Annotated in this window: 13 protein-coding genes; 8 read left to right on the top strand and 5 right to left on the bottom strand. The window is 75.1% G+C overall.

Annotation, left to right across the window (positions count from 1 at the left end; genetic code table 11):
• Window positions 1–55: 55 nt before the first annotated feature.
• Complete coding sequence (locus tag ACIPXB_RS31740; RefSeq protein WP_401455479.1) at window positions 56–1162, bottom strand: hypothetical protein; 1107 nt, start codon at window positions 1160–1162, stop codon at window positions 56–58.
• Between the two features lie 96 nt (window positions 1163–1258).
• On the opposite strand from ACIPXB_RS31740, the gene ACIPXB_RS31745 reads away from it, so the two are divergent.
• Entirely contained in the window at window positions 1259–1711 is a 453-nt protein-coding gene (locus tag ACIPXB_RS31745) for a DUF4442 domain-containing protein (RefSeq protein WP_401455482.1), read from the top strand.
• Window positions 1712–1813: 102 nt separating this feature from the next.
• On the opposite strand, the gene ACIPXB_RS31750 is transcribed toward ACIPXB_RS31745, so the two are convergent.
• Window positions 1814–2176 carry a hypothetical protein gene (locus ACIPXB_RS31750; protein WP_401455484.1) on the bottom strand — a complete coding sequence of 121 codons (363 nt, stop codon included), beginning with the start codon at window positions 2174–2176 and terminating at the stop codon, window positions 1814–1816.
• A gap of 336 nt (window positions 2177–2512) precedes the next feature.
• Here ACIPXB_RS31750 and ACIPXB_RS31755 point away from each other — a divergent pair, with 336 nt between their 5' ends.
• Both ACIPXB_RS31755 and ACIPXB_RS31760 read left to right on the top strand, forming a co-directional pair.
• Window positions 2513–5086, top strand: a complete 2574-nt coding sequence (locus tag ACIPXB_RS31755; protein ID WP_401455486.1) for a beta-glucosidase — start codon at window positions 2513–2515, stop codon at window positions 5084–5086.
• A 69-nt stretch (window positions 5087–5155) separates the two neighbouring features.
• Complete coding sequence (locus ACIPXB_RS31760; RefSeq protein ID WP_401455488.1) at window positions 5156–5836, top strand: DedA family protein; 681 nt, start codon at window positions 5156–5158, stop codon at window positions 5834–5836.
• A 118-nt stretch (window positions 5837–5954) separates the two neighbouring features.
• On the opposite strand, the gene ACIPXB_RS31765 is transcribed toward ACIPXB_RS31760, so the two are convergent.
• Entirely contained in the window at window positions 5955–6503 is a 549-nt protein-coding gene (locus ACIPXB_RS31765; RefSeq protein WP_401455490.1) for a gamma carbonic anhydrase family protein, read from the bottom strand.
• 136 nt (window positions 6504–6639) lie between these two features.
• On the opposite strand from ACIPXB_RS31765, the gene ACIPXB_RS31770 reads away from it, so the two are divergent.
• Entirely contained in the window at window positions 6640–7404 is a 765-nt protein-coding gene (locus tag ACIPXB_RS31770) for an acyltransferase (protein WP_401455491.1), read from the top strand.
• Between the two features lie 175 nt (window positions 7405–7579).
• Here ACIPXB_RS31770 and ACIPXB_RS31775 read toward each other — a convergent pair whose 3' ends face one another.
• Window positions 7580–8446: an EamA family transporter gene (locus ACIPXB_RS31775; protein ID WP_401455494.1), complete on the bottom strand. Its 867-nt coding sequence runs from the start codon at window positions 8444–8446 to the stop codon at window positions 7580–7582.
• A 94-nt stretch (window positions 8447–8540) separates the two neighbouring features.
• Between ACIPXB_RS31775 and ACIPXB_RS31780 the strand changes: the two genes are divergently transcribed.
• Window positions 8541–9158, top strand: coding sequence for a helix-turn-helix domain-containing protein (locus tag ACIPXB_RS31780; RefSeq protein ID WP_401455496.1), 618 nt, complete (start codon window positions 8541–8543; stop codon window positions 9156–9158).
• Here ACIPXB_RS31780 and ACIPXB_RS31785 read toward each other — a convergent pair.
• Window positions 9136–9540 (bottom strand): CoA-binding protein, encoded by a 405-nt coding sequence (locus tag ACIPXB_RS31785; protein WP_401455499.1) that lies wholly within the window; start codon window positions 9538–9540, stop codon window positions 9136–9138. The two genes, ACIPXB_RS31780 and ACIPXB_RS31785, sit on opposite strands and share 23 nt — an antisense overlap.
• Window positions 9541–9649: 109 nt before the next feature.
• On the opposite strand from ACIPXB_RS31785, the gene ACIPXB_RS31790 reads away from it, so the two are divergent.
• The 3 genes from ACIPXB_RS31790 (at window position 9650) to ACIPXB_RS31800 (ending at window position 14611) form a co-directional block, all read left to right on the top strand.
• Entirely contained in the window at window positions 9650–10276 is a 627-nt protein-coding gene (locus ACIPXB_RS31790) for a YigZ family protein (RefSeq protein ID WP_401455500.1), read from the top strand.
• A 133-nt stretch (window positions 10277–10409) separates the two neighbouring features.
• Window positions 10410–11576 (top strand): exonuclease SbcCD subunit D, encoded by a 1167-nt coding sequence (locus tag ACIPXB_RS31795; protein WP_401455502.1) that lies wholly within the window; start codon window positions 10410–10412, stop codon window positions 11574–11576.
• Window positions 11573–14611 (top strand): AAA family ATPase, encoded by a 3039-nt coding sequence (locus ACIPXB_RS31800; protein ID WP_401455504.1) that lies wholly within the window; start codon window positions 11573–11575, stop codon window positions 14609–14611. The genes ACIPXB_RS31795 and ACIPXB_RS31800 overlap by 4 nt, the downstream gene beginning before the upstream one ends.
• The last annotated feature ends 114 nt before the right edge of the window (window positions 14612–14725 follow it).

Consider the following 14725-nt stretch of genomic DNA (forward strand, 5'->3'; position numbering starts at 1 on the left):
GGCCGGGAAGCCAAACCGGTTTCCGGCCCGGGAGGGGAAAGGGCGGCGTCGGCGCTCAGCCGGAGAGCCGGATCGAGCCCATGACCTTCTCGTAGACCTCGGGCTTGATCTCCTCGGCGACGCCGGTCGGACCGAACATCACCCAGTTCGCGAAGTCGCCCTTGGCGTTGCGGAAGCTGAAGGAGACCGACTTGGCGTCGGTGACCGAGCACTTGTGGGTCTTGGGCAGCCCGTTCACGGTGGCGGTGGCGGTGTGGCCCTTGATCCCGGAGGCGGTGGTGAACTCCTTCGGGGTCGTGATCTTGACCATTTCCTTGGGCTGCTTCTGCGAGTACGCCGCGTACACCCAGGAACCGGCGTTGTCACGGGAGTTCGAGGCGGTGTCCGTGCCGCCTTGGCCGCCCTTGGTGCCGGTGGTGCCCAGCGGGTAGCTCTCCTCCTTGCCGTTCTTGTCGGAGTCGACCTTGCACCAGTCCTCCTTGAGGTAGGCCGGTGCCGACATCATGATCAGTGGGGAGCCGTCCGACTTGGAGTCGTCGCCGTAGCCGGTCGACAGGCCGGACGAGGCCACCGCCCACTCCGGCGGGACGTCGAAGGCCACGCCGTAGTTGGGGTTGAAGACCACCTTCCAGCCGGGGACCGTCGGCTGGAGCTGGCCGCCGGCGCGCGGGTTGTCGCTCGGGGCGGCCGGGGCGGCGGAGGTGGCGGGCGGCGTCGAGGCGGGTGCGGAGGCGCCGGTCTCGGGCTTGTCGTTGGCCTGCGGGTCGCCCTTGTCGTCGTCCTTGGTCAGGACGAAGGCCGCGGTGACGGCCGCGGCGGCCACCACGGCCGAGGCCGCGATGATCGCGATGGTCTTGGTGGAGGCCGAGCTGCCGCTGCCCCCGGAGCCCTGGGGCACGTGGGGCGGCTGCGGCGGCATGGGCGGCTGGGCCCACGGCTGCGTGGCCGGCTGCTGCTCGTACCCCTGCTGCTGCGGGTATCCGTAGCCGGGCTGTTGCTGGCCGTACCCGGGCTGCGGCTGGCCGTACCCCGGCTGCGGCTGGCCGTAGGCCGGCTGCTGGTAGGGGTTCGGCTGCTGCCCCGGTTGCTGCTGGTACGGGTTCTGGTGCGCGTCCTGCGGGTTCTGCTCGCCCCCGGGCTGCTGCTGCTGTCCTGGCCACATGGCCGGTAACGATAGTGGGAGCGCGCGGCGGCGGCCACGTCCGGTCCCCCGACGGGTCTGGTCAAGCTCATCTACTCGCGGGTAACATCGCGTTGCATGAGCGCAGAACAGATGAACGTGGGCGAACTGCTCGCCGCGACGGTGCCGATGGCCCGCACCCTGAACCTCGAGTTCCTGGAGACCACCCCGGAGCGCGCGGTCGTCCGGCTGCCCGACCAGCCCGACTACCACAACCACGTCGGCGGCCCGCACGCCGGCGCCATGTTCACCCTCGCCGAGTCGGCGAGCGGCGCCATCGTGCTGGCGGCCTTCGGCGAGCAGCTCTCGCGCGCTGTCCCGCTGGCGGTCAAGGCCGAGATCGGCTACAAGAAGCTCGCCAAGGGCGTCGTGACGGCCACCGCCACCCTGGGCCGCCCCGCGGCCGAGGTGGTCGCCGAGCTCGACGCGGGCGGCCGCCCGGAGTTCCCGGTCGCCGTAGCCATCCAGCGCGAGGACGAGGCCGTGACGGGCGAGATGACCGTCGTGTGGACCCTGCGTCCCAACTCCTAGGACGGCGGGGCCCGGGGCGTGTCCGGCCGGGCCGGGGCCCGGACGGCGAAGGAGCGTGACCCCCCGGTGAGGGGTCACGCTCCTGCCGTACGCGTCGGCCGGTCAGTGCCAGCCGCCGTGGCCGCCACCGTCGTGGCCGCCCCAGCCGCCGCCCCAGCCGTCGTCGTGGCCGCCGCCGCCCCAGCCGTCACCACCGTGACCGCCCCAGCCGCCACCGCGGCCGTCCCAGCCGTCGTTGTAGCCACCCCGGCCGCCCCAGCCGTCGTGGTCGTCGTCGTGCCAGCCGTTGCCGCCGTAGCCGCCGTAGCCGCCCCGGTCGTCGCCGTTCCAGTAGGCATGACGGTAGCCGTTGCCGCCGTATCCGTCGTCATCGCACCAGTCCGACCGGTTGTCGCCGCGCCAGTTGTGCGTGTTGTCCGAGCAGTGCCGGCCTGTGTGTCCGTCAGCGGCGAAAGCTCCGCTCACGGGCATAAGGCCCAGGGTCATACCTGCGGCCCCCGCGACGACTGCCGCCATGATCCTCCGGCGCATTTCCATACACCTCCCGGCAATTGCTTGCCAATGAGACATCTGGGTCATTTCCACCCTCCCCTCTCCCCGGGGAGCTGTCAAAGCGGACCGCTCTGACCAGCGGCGGGGCACCTCCGGCCGACCCGGCGGGCCGCCGCCCCGCCCGCCGCAGGGCTGAACCGGCGGCCCCCGTCTGCGCGTCTGACGGGGCCACGGGCGTACGGGGCCGCACAGTGGGCCGGGGGCGGCCCGGCGCGGGCCGCCCCCGCCGCCGACCTGCAGGGAGCGCCCATGAGCGAGGCCAGCGACGCGACCGGAGCCGGTGCGGCCGGTGACGCCGGGTCCGTCGCCCCCACGGCGTCCGCCGGACCCGCCCTCTCCCGCCGCGCCGCGATCCGGCTGCTCGCCGCCGCGGCCGCCGCTTCCGGGGCCGGTGGCTGCGTGGCCACCGTCCCGCCGGGCGCGGGCGTACGGACGACCCCCCGGGCGGCCCCGGCTCCGGTGGCGCCCAGACCCGGCCGCGCCGCGCGCGTCGACGCCCTGCTGGAACGGCTCACCCTCGACGAGAAGACCGCCCTGCTGCACGGCGGCAAGGACCCCGCCCCCCTCGGCCAGGCCGGATACGTGCCCGGCGTCCCACGCCTGGGCATCCCCCCGCTGCGGCTGGCCGACGGATCCGCCGGCGTCCGGGTGGCGGAACCGGCCACCGCCCTGCCCGCGCCCGTCCTGCTGGCCTCCGCCTTCGACCCGGCGCTGGCCCGCGCGTACGGCCGCGTCCTGGGCCGCGAGGGCCGGGCGCTGGGCCAGGACGTCCTGCTCTCGCCGATGGTCAACCTCATCCGCACCCCGTTCGCCGGCCGCAACTTCGAGACCTTCGCCGAGGACCCCAAGCTCACCGCCGACCTGGTCGCCGAGGTGGTCCGCGGCATCCAGGACGAGGGGCTGGTCGCCACCGTCAAGCACTTCGCCCTCAACAACCAGGAGCGTGCCCGCGAGACGATCGACGTCGTCGCCGCCGAACAGACCCTGCGCGAGACCGAACTGCGCGGCTTCGAGGCCGCCGTCGCCGCCGGAGCCGGCGCCGTCATGGGCGCCTCCAACAAGGTCAACGGCACCTGGGCGTGCGAGCACAAGCAACTGCTGGACGAACTGCTGCGCGGCGACTGGGGGTTCGACGGCTGGGTGATGTCCGACTGGGACGCCGCCCGCAGCACCGTCGCCGCCCTGGGCGCCGGACTCGACATGGAGATGCCCGGCGGCACCCACTTCGGCGCCCCGCTGCGCGAGGCGGTCCGCGGCGGCTCACTCCCCGAATCCGCCGTCGACCTCGCCGTACGCCGTGTGCTCACCACCATGGACCGCTTCGGTCTGCTCGACCCCCGCCCCGCCGCCCGGCCCGCCCGTGACGCGGCCGCCGGCGCCCGGCTCGCCCGCAGGGTCGCCGTCGCCGGCGCCGTCCTGCTGCGCAACGAGCAGGGCACGCTGCCCCTGGCCGACGCCGCGGCCCGCTCCGTCGCCGTCGTCGGCCCCACCGGCGGGGTGCCCTTCGTCGGCGGCGGCGGCAGCGCCCAGGTGGTGCCCGAACGGGCCGTCAGCCCGTACACGGCGATCCGCGAGCGGGCCGGGCGCACGGCCACCGTCCGCTACGCCCTCGGCGAGGACGTCTACGGCAAGCCGCTGCCCCGTGGCCTGCTCACCCCGCCCGCCGACCTGGAGAACCGCACGGTGCAGGCGGGGCGCGGCTTCAGCCACCAGGCGGAGTTCACCCTCGCCGAGGACGACGAGTGGACCGTGCTCGTCCACTACAGCGGCAAGCGGCCCGACGTGCGCGTCGACGACGAACCGCTGTTCCCCGTACGGCAGGGCGTCGCCGAGCGGTACGCGGGCGGGCTGCTCGGCACCGCGCCCGACGGGCTCGCCGTCCGCCGTCGCACCGTTGCCCTGAAGGCCGGCACCCACCGGCTCTCCGTCGCCGCCGAGGGCGGGGCCGCGGGCCAGCGCTTCCGGCTGCGCCACACCACGCGGGCCAGCCGCGCCGCCGACCTCGCCGAGGCCGTCAAGGCCGCCCGGGCCTCGCGTTCCGTGGTGCTGTTCGCCTACGAGGACGCCACCGAGGGCACCGACCGCACCGGCCTCGCCCTGCCCGGCGGCCAGGCGCGGCTGATCGAGGCGGTCACCGCCGTCAACCCGCGCACCACGGTGGTGCTCAACACCCCGGGCGGGGTCGCCATGCCGTGGCTGGCCCGTACGGGCGCCGTGCTCCAGATGTACTACCCGGGCCAGGAGGGCGCCGCCGCCACCGCCTCCGTGCTCTTCGGTGACGTCGACCCCGGCGGGCGGCTCACCCAGACCTTCCCGGCCGACGACTCCTCCCACCCGGCCGGCGGGGACCCGGCCCGCTATCCGGGCGTCGGGGGCCGCCAGGAGTACAGCGAGGGGATCCAGGTCGGCCACCGCTGGTACGACGCGCAGGGCGTGACGCCGCTGTTCGCCTTCGGCCACGGGCTGTCGTACACCACCTGGAGCTACGAGAGGCTGACCGTCCGGCCCGAACGCGGTGGCCTGCGCGTGGAGTTCACCGTACGCAACACCGGACGCCGCAAGGGCACGGAGGTGGCCCAGGTGTACCTTGGCCCTTCGCCGGAGCTGCGGCTCGACCAGCCGGTGCGGGCGTTGGCCGGCTACCGGCGGCTGACCGTGGCCCCCGGGCAGTCCCAGCGGGTCACCCTCGACCTCGACGCGCGCACGTTGTCCTCCTGGGACCCCGCGCAGCACGCGTGGGTGGTGGGGAAGGGGCTGCGCGAGGTGGCCGTGGGCCGGTCCTCGCGGGACCTGCCGCTGCGGGCCAGAGCCGTGGTCAGGTGATCGGCAGAGGGTAGGCTGCCCGGTCGGTGCGTCACAGGGGACGCGCCTGGGACGCGGGAGGACGCACCGGTGCACATCCAGGAATGGCTCGAGACCGTGCCGGCGGTGAGTATCTACCTCCTGGTGGGGGTGGTCATCGGACTGGAGAGCCTGGGCATCCCGCTGCCGGGGGAGATCATCCTGGTGAGCTCGGCGCTGCTGGCCTCACAGCACGGGGACGTCGACCCGCTGGTGCTGGGCATCTGCGCGAGCACCGGCGCCATCGTGGGCGACTCGATCGGCTACGCCATCGGCCGCAGGGGCGGCAAGCCGCTGCTGCAACGGCTGGGCCGGCGCTTCCCGAGGCACTTCGGCGAGGCCAACATCGCCATGGCGGAGCGGTCCTTCGAGAAGTGGGGCATGTGGGCCGTCTTCTTCGGACGGTTCGTGGCGCTCCTGCGGATCTTCGCGGGGCCGCTGGCCGGCGTGCTGCACATGCCGTACTGGAAGTTCGCCATCGCCAACGTCTTCGGCGGGATCCTGTGGGCCGGCGGGACGACGGCCGTCATCTACTACGTCGGCATCGTCGCGGAGGCCTGGCTCAAGCGGTTCTCGTGGCTGGGGCTGGTGCTCGCCGTGCTGATCGGCGTGACCACGATGCTGGTGCTGCGCGCCCGGGCGAAGAAGGCCCGCGCCGAGGGCGCCGCGGCCGCGGCGGCCGCGCTCCCGGCGCAGCCGGAGCCGGAGCCGGCGGCCGCGGTCCGCGACTGACCAGCGGTACGGACGTCACACGCCGTACGCGCCGTACGCGCCGTACGGGGCCCGGGGATCCCGTACGGCGGCCGGTTCGCGCGGGGGCGCGTGACCGTCGCAGGTCACGCGGTGTGCGTCACGCGTCAGCGCCCGTCACCGAGGCCCGGTGCTGCCCGGCCAGCTCGGTGTACATGGCGGCGTTGACGCGGATGCCCTCGCGCTCCTCCTCGCTCAGCTCCCGGCGCACCTTCGCCGGGACGCCCGCGACCAGCGAGCCGGGCGGGACCACCATGCCCTGCGGCACCAGCGCCTGCGCGGCGACGAGCGAGCCCGCGCCGATGACCGCGCCGTTGAGCACGGTCGCCCCCATGCCGATCAGGCAGTCGTCCTCGACCGTGCAGCCGTGGACCACCGCGTTGTGACCGATGGAGACCCGCTCGCCGATGGAGACGGGGAAACCCGGGTCGGTGTGCAGCGTGCAGTTGTCCTGGACGTTGCTGTCGGCGCCGAGCGTGATCGGCCCGCAGTCGGCGCGCAGCACCGCCGAGTACCAGACGCTCGTCCCGGCGGCCAGGGTGACCTCGCCGATCACCACGGAGGTGGGCGCCGTGAAGGCCCCGGGGTCGATCTGCGGGTGCTTCCCGCCCACGCCTGCGACGAGTGCCTGGCCGGCCTGGTGCGTCATGGTCTGTTCCTCTTGTCTCGGGTGAGGTTGCCGCGCTTCCCGCACGGTAGAACACGCGCCGCCCCGGGCGGGCGATGGGGTAAAGATCACAGGGCCGCGATGCGACGCCGGAGGCCCGGCCCACTACCGTGGCCGGGTGCCGAAGAACAGAAACACGTTCTCATCTCTGGGCGCGCTGCGCCGCCGCCTCGCCAACCGTGCCGTGCACGCCGGCTGGCGCTGGATGCAGCAGGCGGGCGCGGTCACCGCGCAGACCCCCGGGCGGCTGCGCTTCGGCGCCATCGGCCACGGCACGCGCCTGGCCTTCCCGCAGGGCACGGTCTTCGGCGAGCGCTGGATCCACATGGGCGCCCACTGCATCATCGGCGAGCAGGTCACCCTGACCGCCGGGATGATGCCCGATCTGGACCTCGGCCCCGACCCCATGCTGGTCCTGGGCGACGGGGTGGTTCTCGGCCGGGGCAGCCACGTCATCGCCGACACCCGGATCTCCATCGGCAACGACGTCTTCTGCGGGCCGGGGGTCTACATCACCTCCACCAACCACAGCTACGACGACCCGCACGAGCCGGTCGGCCGCCAGTGGCCGCGCAGCGCACCCGTCGAGATCGGCCCGGGGTGCTGGCTGGGCACGGGCGCGGTGATCCTGCCCGGAGCCCGGATCGGCCGCAACGTGGTGGTGGCCGCGGGGGCCGTCGTACGGGGCGAGGTGCCCGACCACAGCGTGGTCGCGGGCGCCCCCGCGCGGGTCGTACGCCGCTGGACGCCCGAGACCGGCTGGCAGCCGCCGCTGCGCACGCCCGCGCCCCGGCCCATCCCGGACGGCGTCACCCCGCAGCAGCTGCGCGCGCTGGCGGAGCTGGGCGACCTGACCGAACTGACCGAGCCGGACCCGGCCTAGGCACAGGGCCGCCGCAGTCCGACCTTCGATCGGCCGGTTGCGGAGCTGGCCGGACGTGAAGGGCTCGGAGTCGGGTCGGCGGCCGACGCCGGCTCGGCCCCCGCCCTCGCCCGCGGGTCGACAATGGGCCGCCACGTGCAGCCGTAGCCGGGGGAGCGGGATCCGGAAGAGGCGGCTAGCCTGCGGCCAGCAGGACCGTGCCCGCCAGGGCCAGGCCCGCGCCCGCTGCCTGTACGGCGCGCAGCCGTTCCTTGAGCATCACGAAGGCCGCCAGTGCGGTGACCACCGGGTAGAGCGAGGAGAGCACGGCGGCGACGGTGACCGGGCCGTTCTGGGCGGCGAGCGAGTACGTGCCGTTGGCCGCGACATCGGCCAGGCCCACGAAGGCGAGTGCGGGCACCATGCCCCACAGGAGACCGAGGCCGGCGCCCTCCGGCAGGGCCGGGTTGCCGCGGCGGACCTGGACCCACAGCGCGGCGCCGCCCACGGCCACGTTGGTCACGCGCTGCACGAACAGGGCGAGGAAGAGCCCGGTCAGCGTGGTGGACGCCTCCGCGATCAGGGCCATGACCGCGCCGAAGCCGAAGGCGGCGACCAGGGTCAGCACCACGGCCTGCCGCTGCACCGGCGCCCCGCGCAGCTCCGGCCCGCCCGCCAGGACGATGCCGGCGACGGCCACGGCGATGCCGGCGAACTGGCCGGGACCCGGCCGCTCGCCCAGTGCCAGCCCGACCGCGACCGGTACGACGACCCCCACCGAGCCGAGCGGCGAGACCACGCCCATCGGCCCGAGCGCCAGCGCCTTGTAGAAGCTCAGCATCGCGACCGGCCCGACCACACCGGCGGCCACCGCGCACCACAGCTGCGGGCCCGCCTCGCTCCAGCCGCCGGTGCCCACGACGATCACGCCGAGCACGACGACGGCCAGCGTCTGGGAGGCGACGACCACGGTCAGCGCCGGGACACGGCGTGTGAGGAGTCCGCCCCCGAAGTCGGCGAGGCCCCACAGCAGGGCTGTGGCCAGGGCGAACAGTGTGGTCATGGCGAGGCCTCGCAGTACAGTGTGATGAACGATTGAGTGCAGCGCACGTTAGTGCAGTCCATTGAACTCTGTCATCCAAAATACTGGACGGAATGTGTCGGACCTCGAAGAGCTCACCCAGGCGCTCGCCCGCAACCTCAAGCGGTGGCGCGGTGAGCGCGGATTCACGCTGGACGCACTGGCGGCCCGCGCGGGGGTCAGCCGCGGGATGATCATCCAGATCGAGCAGGCCCGTACGAACCCCAGCGTCGGCACCACGGTCAAACTGGCCGACGCACTCGGCGTCAGCATCACCACCCTGCTCGACCACGACCGCACCCCGCAGGTGAAGGTGGTTCTGCCGGGGCAGGGGGTGCGCATGTGGAGCACCGAGGGCGGCAGCGCCGCCCAGATGCTCCTCGGCGACGACCGGCGGGGTCCCCTGGAGATGTGGACCTACCGCCTGGAGCCGGGCGAGGGCACGGCCTCGGACCCGCACCCGGCCGGGACGTTCGAGATGCTGCACGTCACGGCCGGGGAGCTCACCCTGGTCGTCGCGGACCGGACGTACGCGGTCCCGGCGGGCGGCGCCGTCTCCTTCGAGGCGAACGCCCCGCACACCTACCGCAACGAGGGCCCCGGCCCCATGGAGATGACCATGGCGGTCTCCATCCCGCCGGTGGCCTCGGCCGTCCCGCCGGCGGCCGGCGTCACAGAGCCGGGATCTCGATAGCCGGGCAGCGGTCCATCACCATGTCCAGGCCGGCCGCGCGGGTCCGCTCGTACGCCGCCGGGTCGATCACCCCGAGCTGGAACCAGACCGCGTCGGCCCCGGCCGCCGCGGCCTGGTCGGCCACCGCGCCCGCCAGCTCGCTGTTGACGAAGACGTCGACCACGTCGACCTTGAACGGGATGGCCTCCAGCGACGGGTAGCCCTGCTCGCCGTGGACCGTCTCGGCCTTCGGGTGCACCGGGACGACCCGCTTGCCGAACTGCTGCAGGACCCGCGCCACCCCGTACGCCGCCCGGTCCCGGTTGTTGGACAGGCCCACCACGGCCCAGGTGTCGCCGTGCTGGGTGAGGATCCTGCGGATGGTCTCCCGGTCGCCGTACACGCGCCCGCCTCCTGCTCGTCGCGGGGCCGGCCCGCTGCCGGCCCGCACACCGGATCAACGGTGCGGACACGGGTCCGATTCCCAGGAACGCCCCCTTAGGGTGGAGAGGGTGAAGGCAGACAGTTACGCGACGGTGGCCCGCGAGGGCGTGCACGAGTCCGAGATCAACCGCTCCCGCTTCCTGTGCGCGCTCGCACCGGCGGCCACCGAGCAGGAGGCCCAGGACTTCGTGGCCCGTGTCCGCAAGGAGCACCCCACCGCCACGCACAACTGCTTCGCCTACGTCATCGGCGCCGACGCCTCCGTCCAGAAGGCCAGCGACGACGGCGAACCCGGCGGCACCGCCGGCGTCCCCATGCTGCAGATGCTCATGCGCCGCGACGTCCGCTACACCGTCGCCGTCGTCACCCGCTACTACGGCGGGGTGAAACTCGGCGCGGGCGGCCTGATCCGCGCCTACGGAGGGGTGGTCGGCGAGGCCCTCGACGCCCTCGGCACCGTCACCCGCCACCGCTACCGGCTGGCCACCGTCACCGTCGACCACCAGCGGGCCGGCAAGATCCAGAACGACCTGCGCGCCACCGGCCGGACCGTCGTCGACCTGCGCTACGGCGCCGCCGTCGAGATCGAGATCGCCCTCCCCGAGGCCGACCTGCCCGCCTTCGAGGCCTGGCTCGCCGACTCCACCGCCGGCACCGCCACCCTCGCCCTGGGCGGGGAGACCTACGCCCCGTGAGCCCGGACGCACCCGGACCCACCCGGACAGGCGTTAGCGTAGAGGGGCCACAGGGGCAGAGGGACAACCGGAACATCACGGAAGGCGGGGGGACCGGCGTGCGCGGCGGGGCGGACGGGGGCGCAGCGGCGCGATGAGGTTCCTGCACACCTCCGACTGGCACCTGGGCCGGTCCTTCCACCGGGTCGGCCTGCTCGGCGCCCAGGCCGCCTTCGTCGACCACCTCGTCGAGGCCGTGCGCGAGCACGAGGTCGACGCCGTCCTCGTCGCCGGCGACATCTACGACCGGGCCGTGCCCCCGCTGCCCGCCGTCGAGCTCTACGACCGGGCCCTGCACCGTCTGGCCGATATCGGCGTACCCACCGTGATGATCTCCGGCAACCACGACTCCGCCCGCCGGCTCGGCTTCGGCGCCGCGCTCATCGGCCGGGCCGGGATCCACCTGCGCACCGACCCCGCCGGCTGCGCCGACCCGGTGGTGCTGGCCGACGTACACGGCGACGTCGCCCTCTACGGGCTGCCCTACCTGGAGCCGGCGCTGGTCAAGGACGAGTTCGCCGCCGGTCGCGTCAGCCACGAGGCCGTGCTCGGGGCCGCCATGGACCGGGTGCGCGCCGACCTCGCCGCGCGGGCGCCCGGCACCCGCTCCGTCGTGCTCGCGCACGCCTTCGTCACCGGCGGACAGACCAGCGACAGCGAACGCGACATCACCGTCGGCGGGGTCGCGGCCGTCCCCGCCGCCGTCTTCGAGGGCGTCGACTACGTGGCCCTCGGGCACCTCCACGGCTGCCAGACGATCAACGAACGGGTCCGCTACTCCGGTTCCCCGCTCGCGTACTCCTTCTCCGAGGCCGGCCACCGCAAGTCCATGTGGCTGGTCGAGCTCGACGCGGCCGGCGCCGTCACCGCCGAACGCGTCGACACCCCCGTACCGCGCCCGCTCGCCCGGATCCGCGGCCCCCTCGACACCCTGCTGACGGACCCCGCCCTCGCCGGGCACGAACAGTCCTGGGTCGAGGCCACCCTCACCGACCCCGTCCGGCCCGAGGACCCGATGGCCCGCCTCACCGCCCGCTTCCCGCACGCCCTCAGCCTCGTCTTCGCGCCCGAGGGCCGCGAGGAGGAGACCGCCGGCTCCTACGCCCAGCGCCTCAGGGGCCGCAGCGACCAGGAGATCGCCGAGGACTTCGTCGCCCACGTGCGCGGCGGCGGCGCCGCCAGCGATGCCGAACGCGCCGTGCTGCGGGCCGCGTTCGACGACGTCCGTTCCGACGACACCCGCCAGGAGCGCGCGCGATGAGGCTGCACCGGCTCGAGGTCACCGCCTTCGGGCCGTTCGCCGAGCCCCAGGAGATCGACTTCGACGCCCTGTCCGGCGCCGGGATCTTCCTGCTGCACGGTCCCACCGGCGCCGGCAAGACCTCCGTCCTCGACGCCGTCTGCTACGCCCTGTACGGCTCCGTGCCCGGCGCCCGCCAGGCCCCCGGCGCCTCCCTGCGCAGCGACCACGCCAGCCCGGACACCCCCACCGAGGTCACCCTCGAACTCACGCTCGGCGGGCGGCGCCTGGAGCTGACCCGACGCCCCGAACAGGACCGGCCCAAGAAGCGCGGCAAGGGCACCACCAAGGACAAGGCGCAGAGCTGGCTGCGCGAGCGGACGGGCGATAGCGCCGCCGCGGGGGACGGGGACGACGGCTGGCGGTCCCTGTCCCGCTCGCACCAGGAGATCGGCGAGGAGATCGAGCAGCTCCTCGGTATGAGCCGCGAGCAGTTCTGCCAGGTGGTGCTGCTGCCACAGGGCGAGTTCGCCCGGTTCCTGCGCGCCGACGCCGAGGCGCGCGGGCGGCTGCTGGGCCGGCTCTTCGACACCCGTCGGTTCGCCGCCGTCGAGACCCTGCTCGCCGAGCGCCGCCGCGACGCCGAGGCCAAGGTGCGGGCCGGCGACGAGAAGGTGCTCGGCACCGCCCAGCGGCTCGCCCAGGCCGCCGGCGACAGCCCCGACCTGCGCGCCTGGCGGATGCCCGCGCACCAGCCCGGCGATCCCGGTCTCGCCGAGGCGGTACGGGCCTGGGCCGCCGTCGCCCGCTGCGCCACCCGGGAGCGGCGGGTCGTCGCCGAGTATGCCCTGGCCGCCGCCGAGAGCCGGCACGCCGCCGCCCGCCGCGCGGCCGAGGACGCCCGCGAACTCGACCGGCTGCAGCGCCGGCACGCCGAGGGCCGGCGCCGCGCCGCCCTGCTGGCCGAGGCCGCACCCGAGCGCGAGCGGGTACGCCTGCTGCTGGACCGGGCCCGGCGCGCCGCGCTGATCGCGCCCGCCCTGGAACTGCGCGAGGCCGCCGCCCGTGCCCACGGGTCGGCCACGCGCGCCGAGGCCGCCGCCCGCGCCGAACTGCCGCCGCCGCTCGCCGAGGCCGGGACCGAACAGCTCGCGGGTGTCGAGCAGCGGCTGCGCGAGGATCTCGGCGCCCTCGGCGCCGCGCACCGCAGCGAGGCGCGCAGCGCCGAAATCGGCCGCGAGCGGGCCGCCCTGGACCGGGAGGCCCGCGCCGCCGACGAGCTGCTGCGCGAGACCACCGACTGGCTGGCCCGCTGGGAGCCCGCCCGGACCGCCCTGCGCGACCGGGTGGAAGCCGCCCAGCAGGCCGCGACCCTGGCCGAGCAGCTCGCCGGCCGCCTGGAACCCGCGCGCCTCCAACTGGCCGCCGCCCAGCGCCGGGACGCCCTGACCGCCGAGGCGGCGGCCGTCGAGGGCGCGCTGCTGTCCGTACGGGAGGAGTCGGCGGCCGCCAAGGAACGCTGGCTGGAGCTCAAGGAGGCCCGGCTGCGGGGCATCGCGGCCGAGCTCGCCGCGGCGCTGGCCGCCGGGGAGCCGTGCGCGGTGTGCGGTTCGCCGGAGCACCCCGCTCCGGCCCGCCCGGCGCCCGGACACGTGGACCGGGCCGCCGAGGACGCGGCCCACGCCGACCTGGAGGCGGCCGAGGAGCGGCGGGCGGCCGCCGAGCGCCGGCTGGCCGCCGTCACCGAGGCCCGTGCGGAGGCCGCGACGGCCGCCGGGGACACCGCGACCGCCGAACTGCTGGCCCTGACCGCCGACCTGACGCGGCGGCACACCGCCGCGCACACCGCGGCCGCCGCCCTGCACGCCGCCCGGGAGGCGCTGGCGGGCGCCGAGCGCGAGTACACCGCCCGCAGTGAGGCGCGCCGGGACGCCGAGGCGCGCGCCGCCGCCCGCGCCTCGCGCCGCGAGGCACTGGACGACGAACAGCGCGGCCTGGAGGCGGAACTGGCGCAGGTGCGCGGCGGTGCGCCGAGCGTCGCCGACCGGGCCCGGCTGCTGGAGCGGCGCGTCGCCCTAGTGACGGGCGCCGCCGAGGCGCTGCGCCGGGCCGCGGCGGCCGCCGAGCGGCTCAAGGAGGCGGACGACCGCCTCGCCGACGCCGCCTTCACGGCGGGCTTCGACACCACCGACGACGCCGCGCGGGCCGTCCTGCCGGAGTACGAGCACGCCGCGCTGCAACGCCGGGCGGACGGCTGGCAGGCCGAGGAGGCGGCGCTGGCCGACCGGCTCGCCGAGGCCGACACGGCCGCCGCCGCGGCCCGGCCCCCGGCCGACCCCGAAGCCGCCGAGGCGCACGCCGAACGGGCCGCCGCCGGGCTGCGCGCGGCTTCCTCGGCCCTCGACGCGGCCCGGCTGCGGTGCGCCGAGGTGGACCGGCTCTCGCGGCAGGCCGACGGCGAGCTGCGGGCGCTCGGGCCGCTGCGCGAGGCGTACGACCGGGTGGCCAGGATGGCCGCGCTGACCGCCGGCACCTCCGCCGACAACGAACGCAAGATGCGGCTGGAGGCGTACGTCTTGGCCGCACGGCTGGAGCAGGTCGCCGCGGCCGCCACGCTGCGGCTGCTGCGCATGTCCGGCGGCCGCTACACCCTCGTCCACTCCGACGCGAAGGCCACCGGACGCGGGCGTTCCGGGCTCGGGCTGCACGTGGTAGACGCCTGGACCGGCAGCGAGCGCGACACCGCGACCCTGTCCGGCGGCGAGACCTTCTTCGCCTCGCTCGCCCTCGCGCTGGGCCTGGCCGACGTGGTCACCGACGAGGCCGGCGGGACGCGCCTGGACACCCTCTTCATCGACGAGGGCTTCGGCAGCCTGGACGAGGCGGCCCTGGACGAGGTGCTCGACGTCCTGGACTCGCTGCGCGAACGGGACCGCAGCGTCGGCATCGTCAGCCACGTCGCGGACCTGCGCACCCGTGTCCAGGCCCAGCTGGAGGTCGTCAAGCGACGCGGCGGCTCGGTGGTCCGCCACCGCACGGGGAGCCTGACGGACTGAGCGGATCACACGGGCTGAGCCGCCGCACCGGTGCCCGTCGTGTGCATGCCGCACACGAGCGGAACGCCGCGGGGCGTGCGGGCCGGTGGCGGATCAGCGCCAGTACATGCCGCT

It is taken from the genome of Streptomyces sp. NPDC090022 (assembly GCF_044748145.1).
GTDB lineage: Bacteria > Actinomycetota > Actinomycetes > Streptomycetales > Streptomycetaceae > Streptomyces.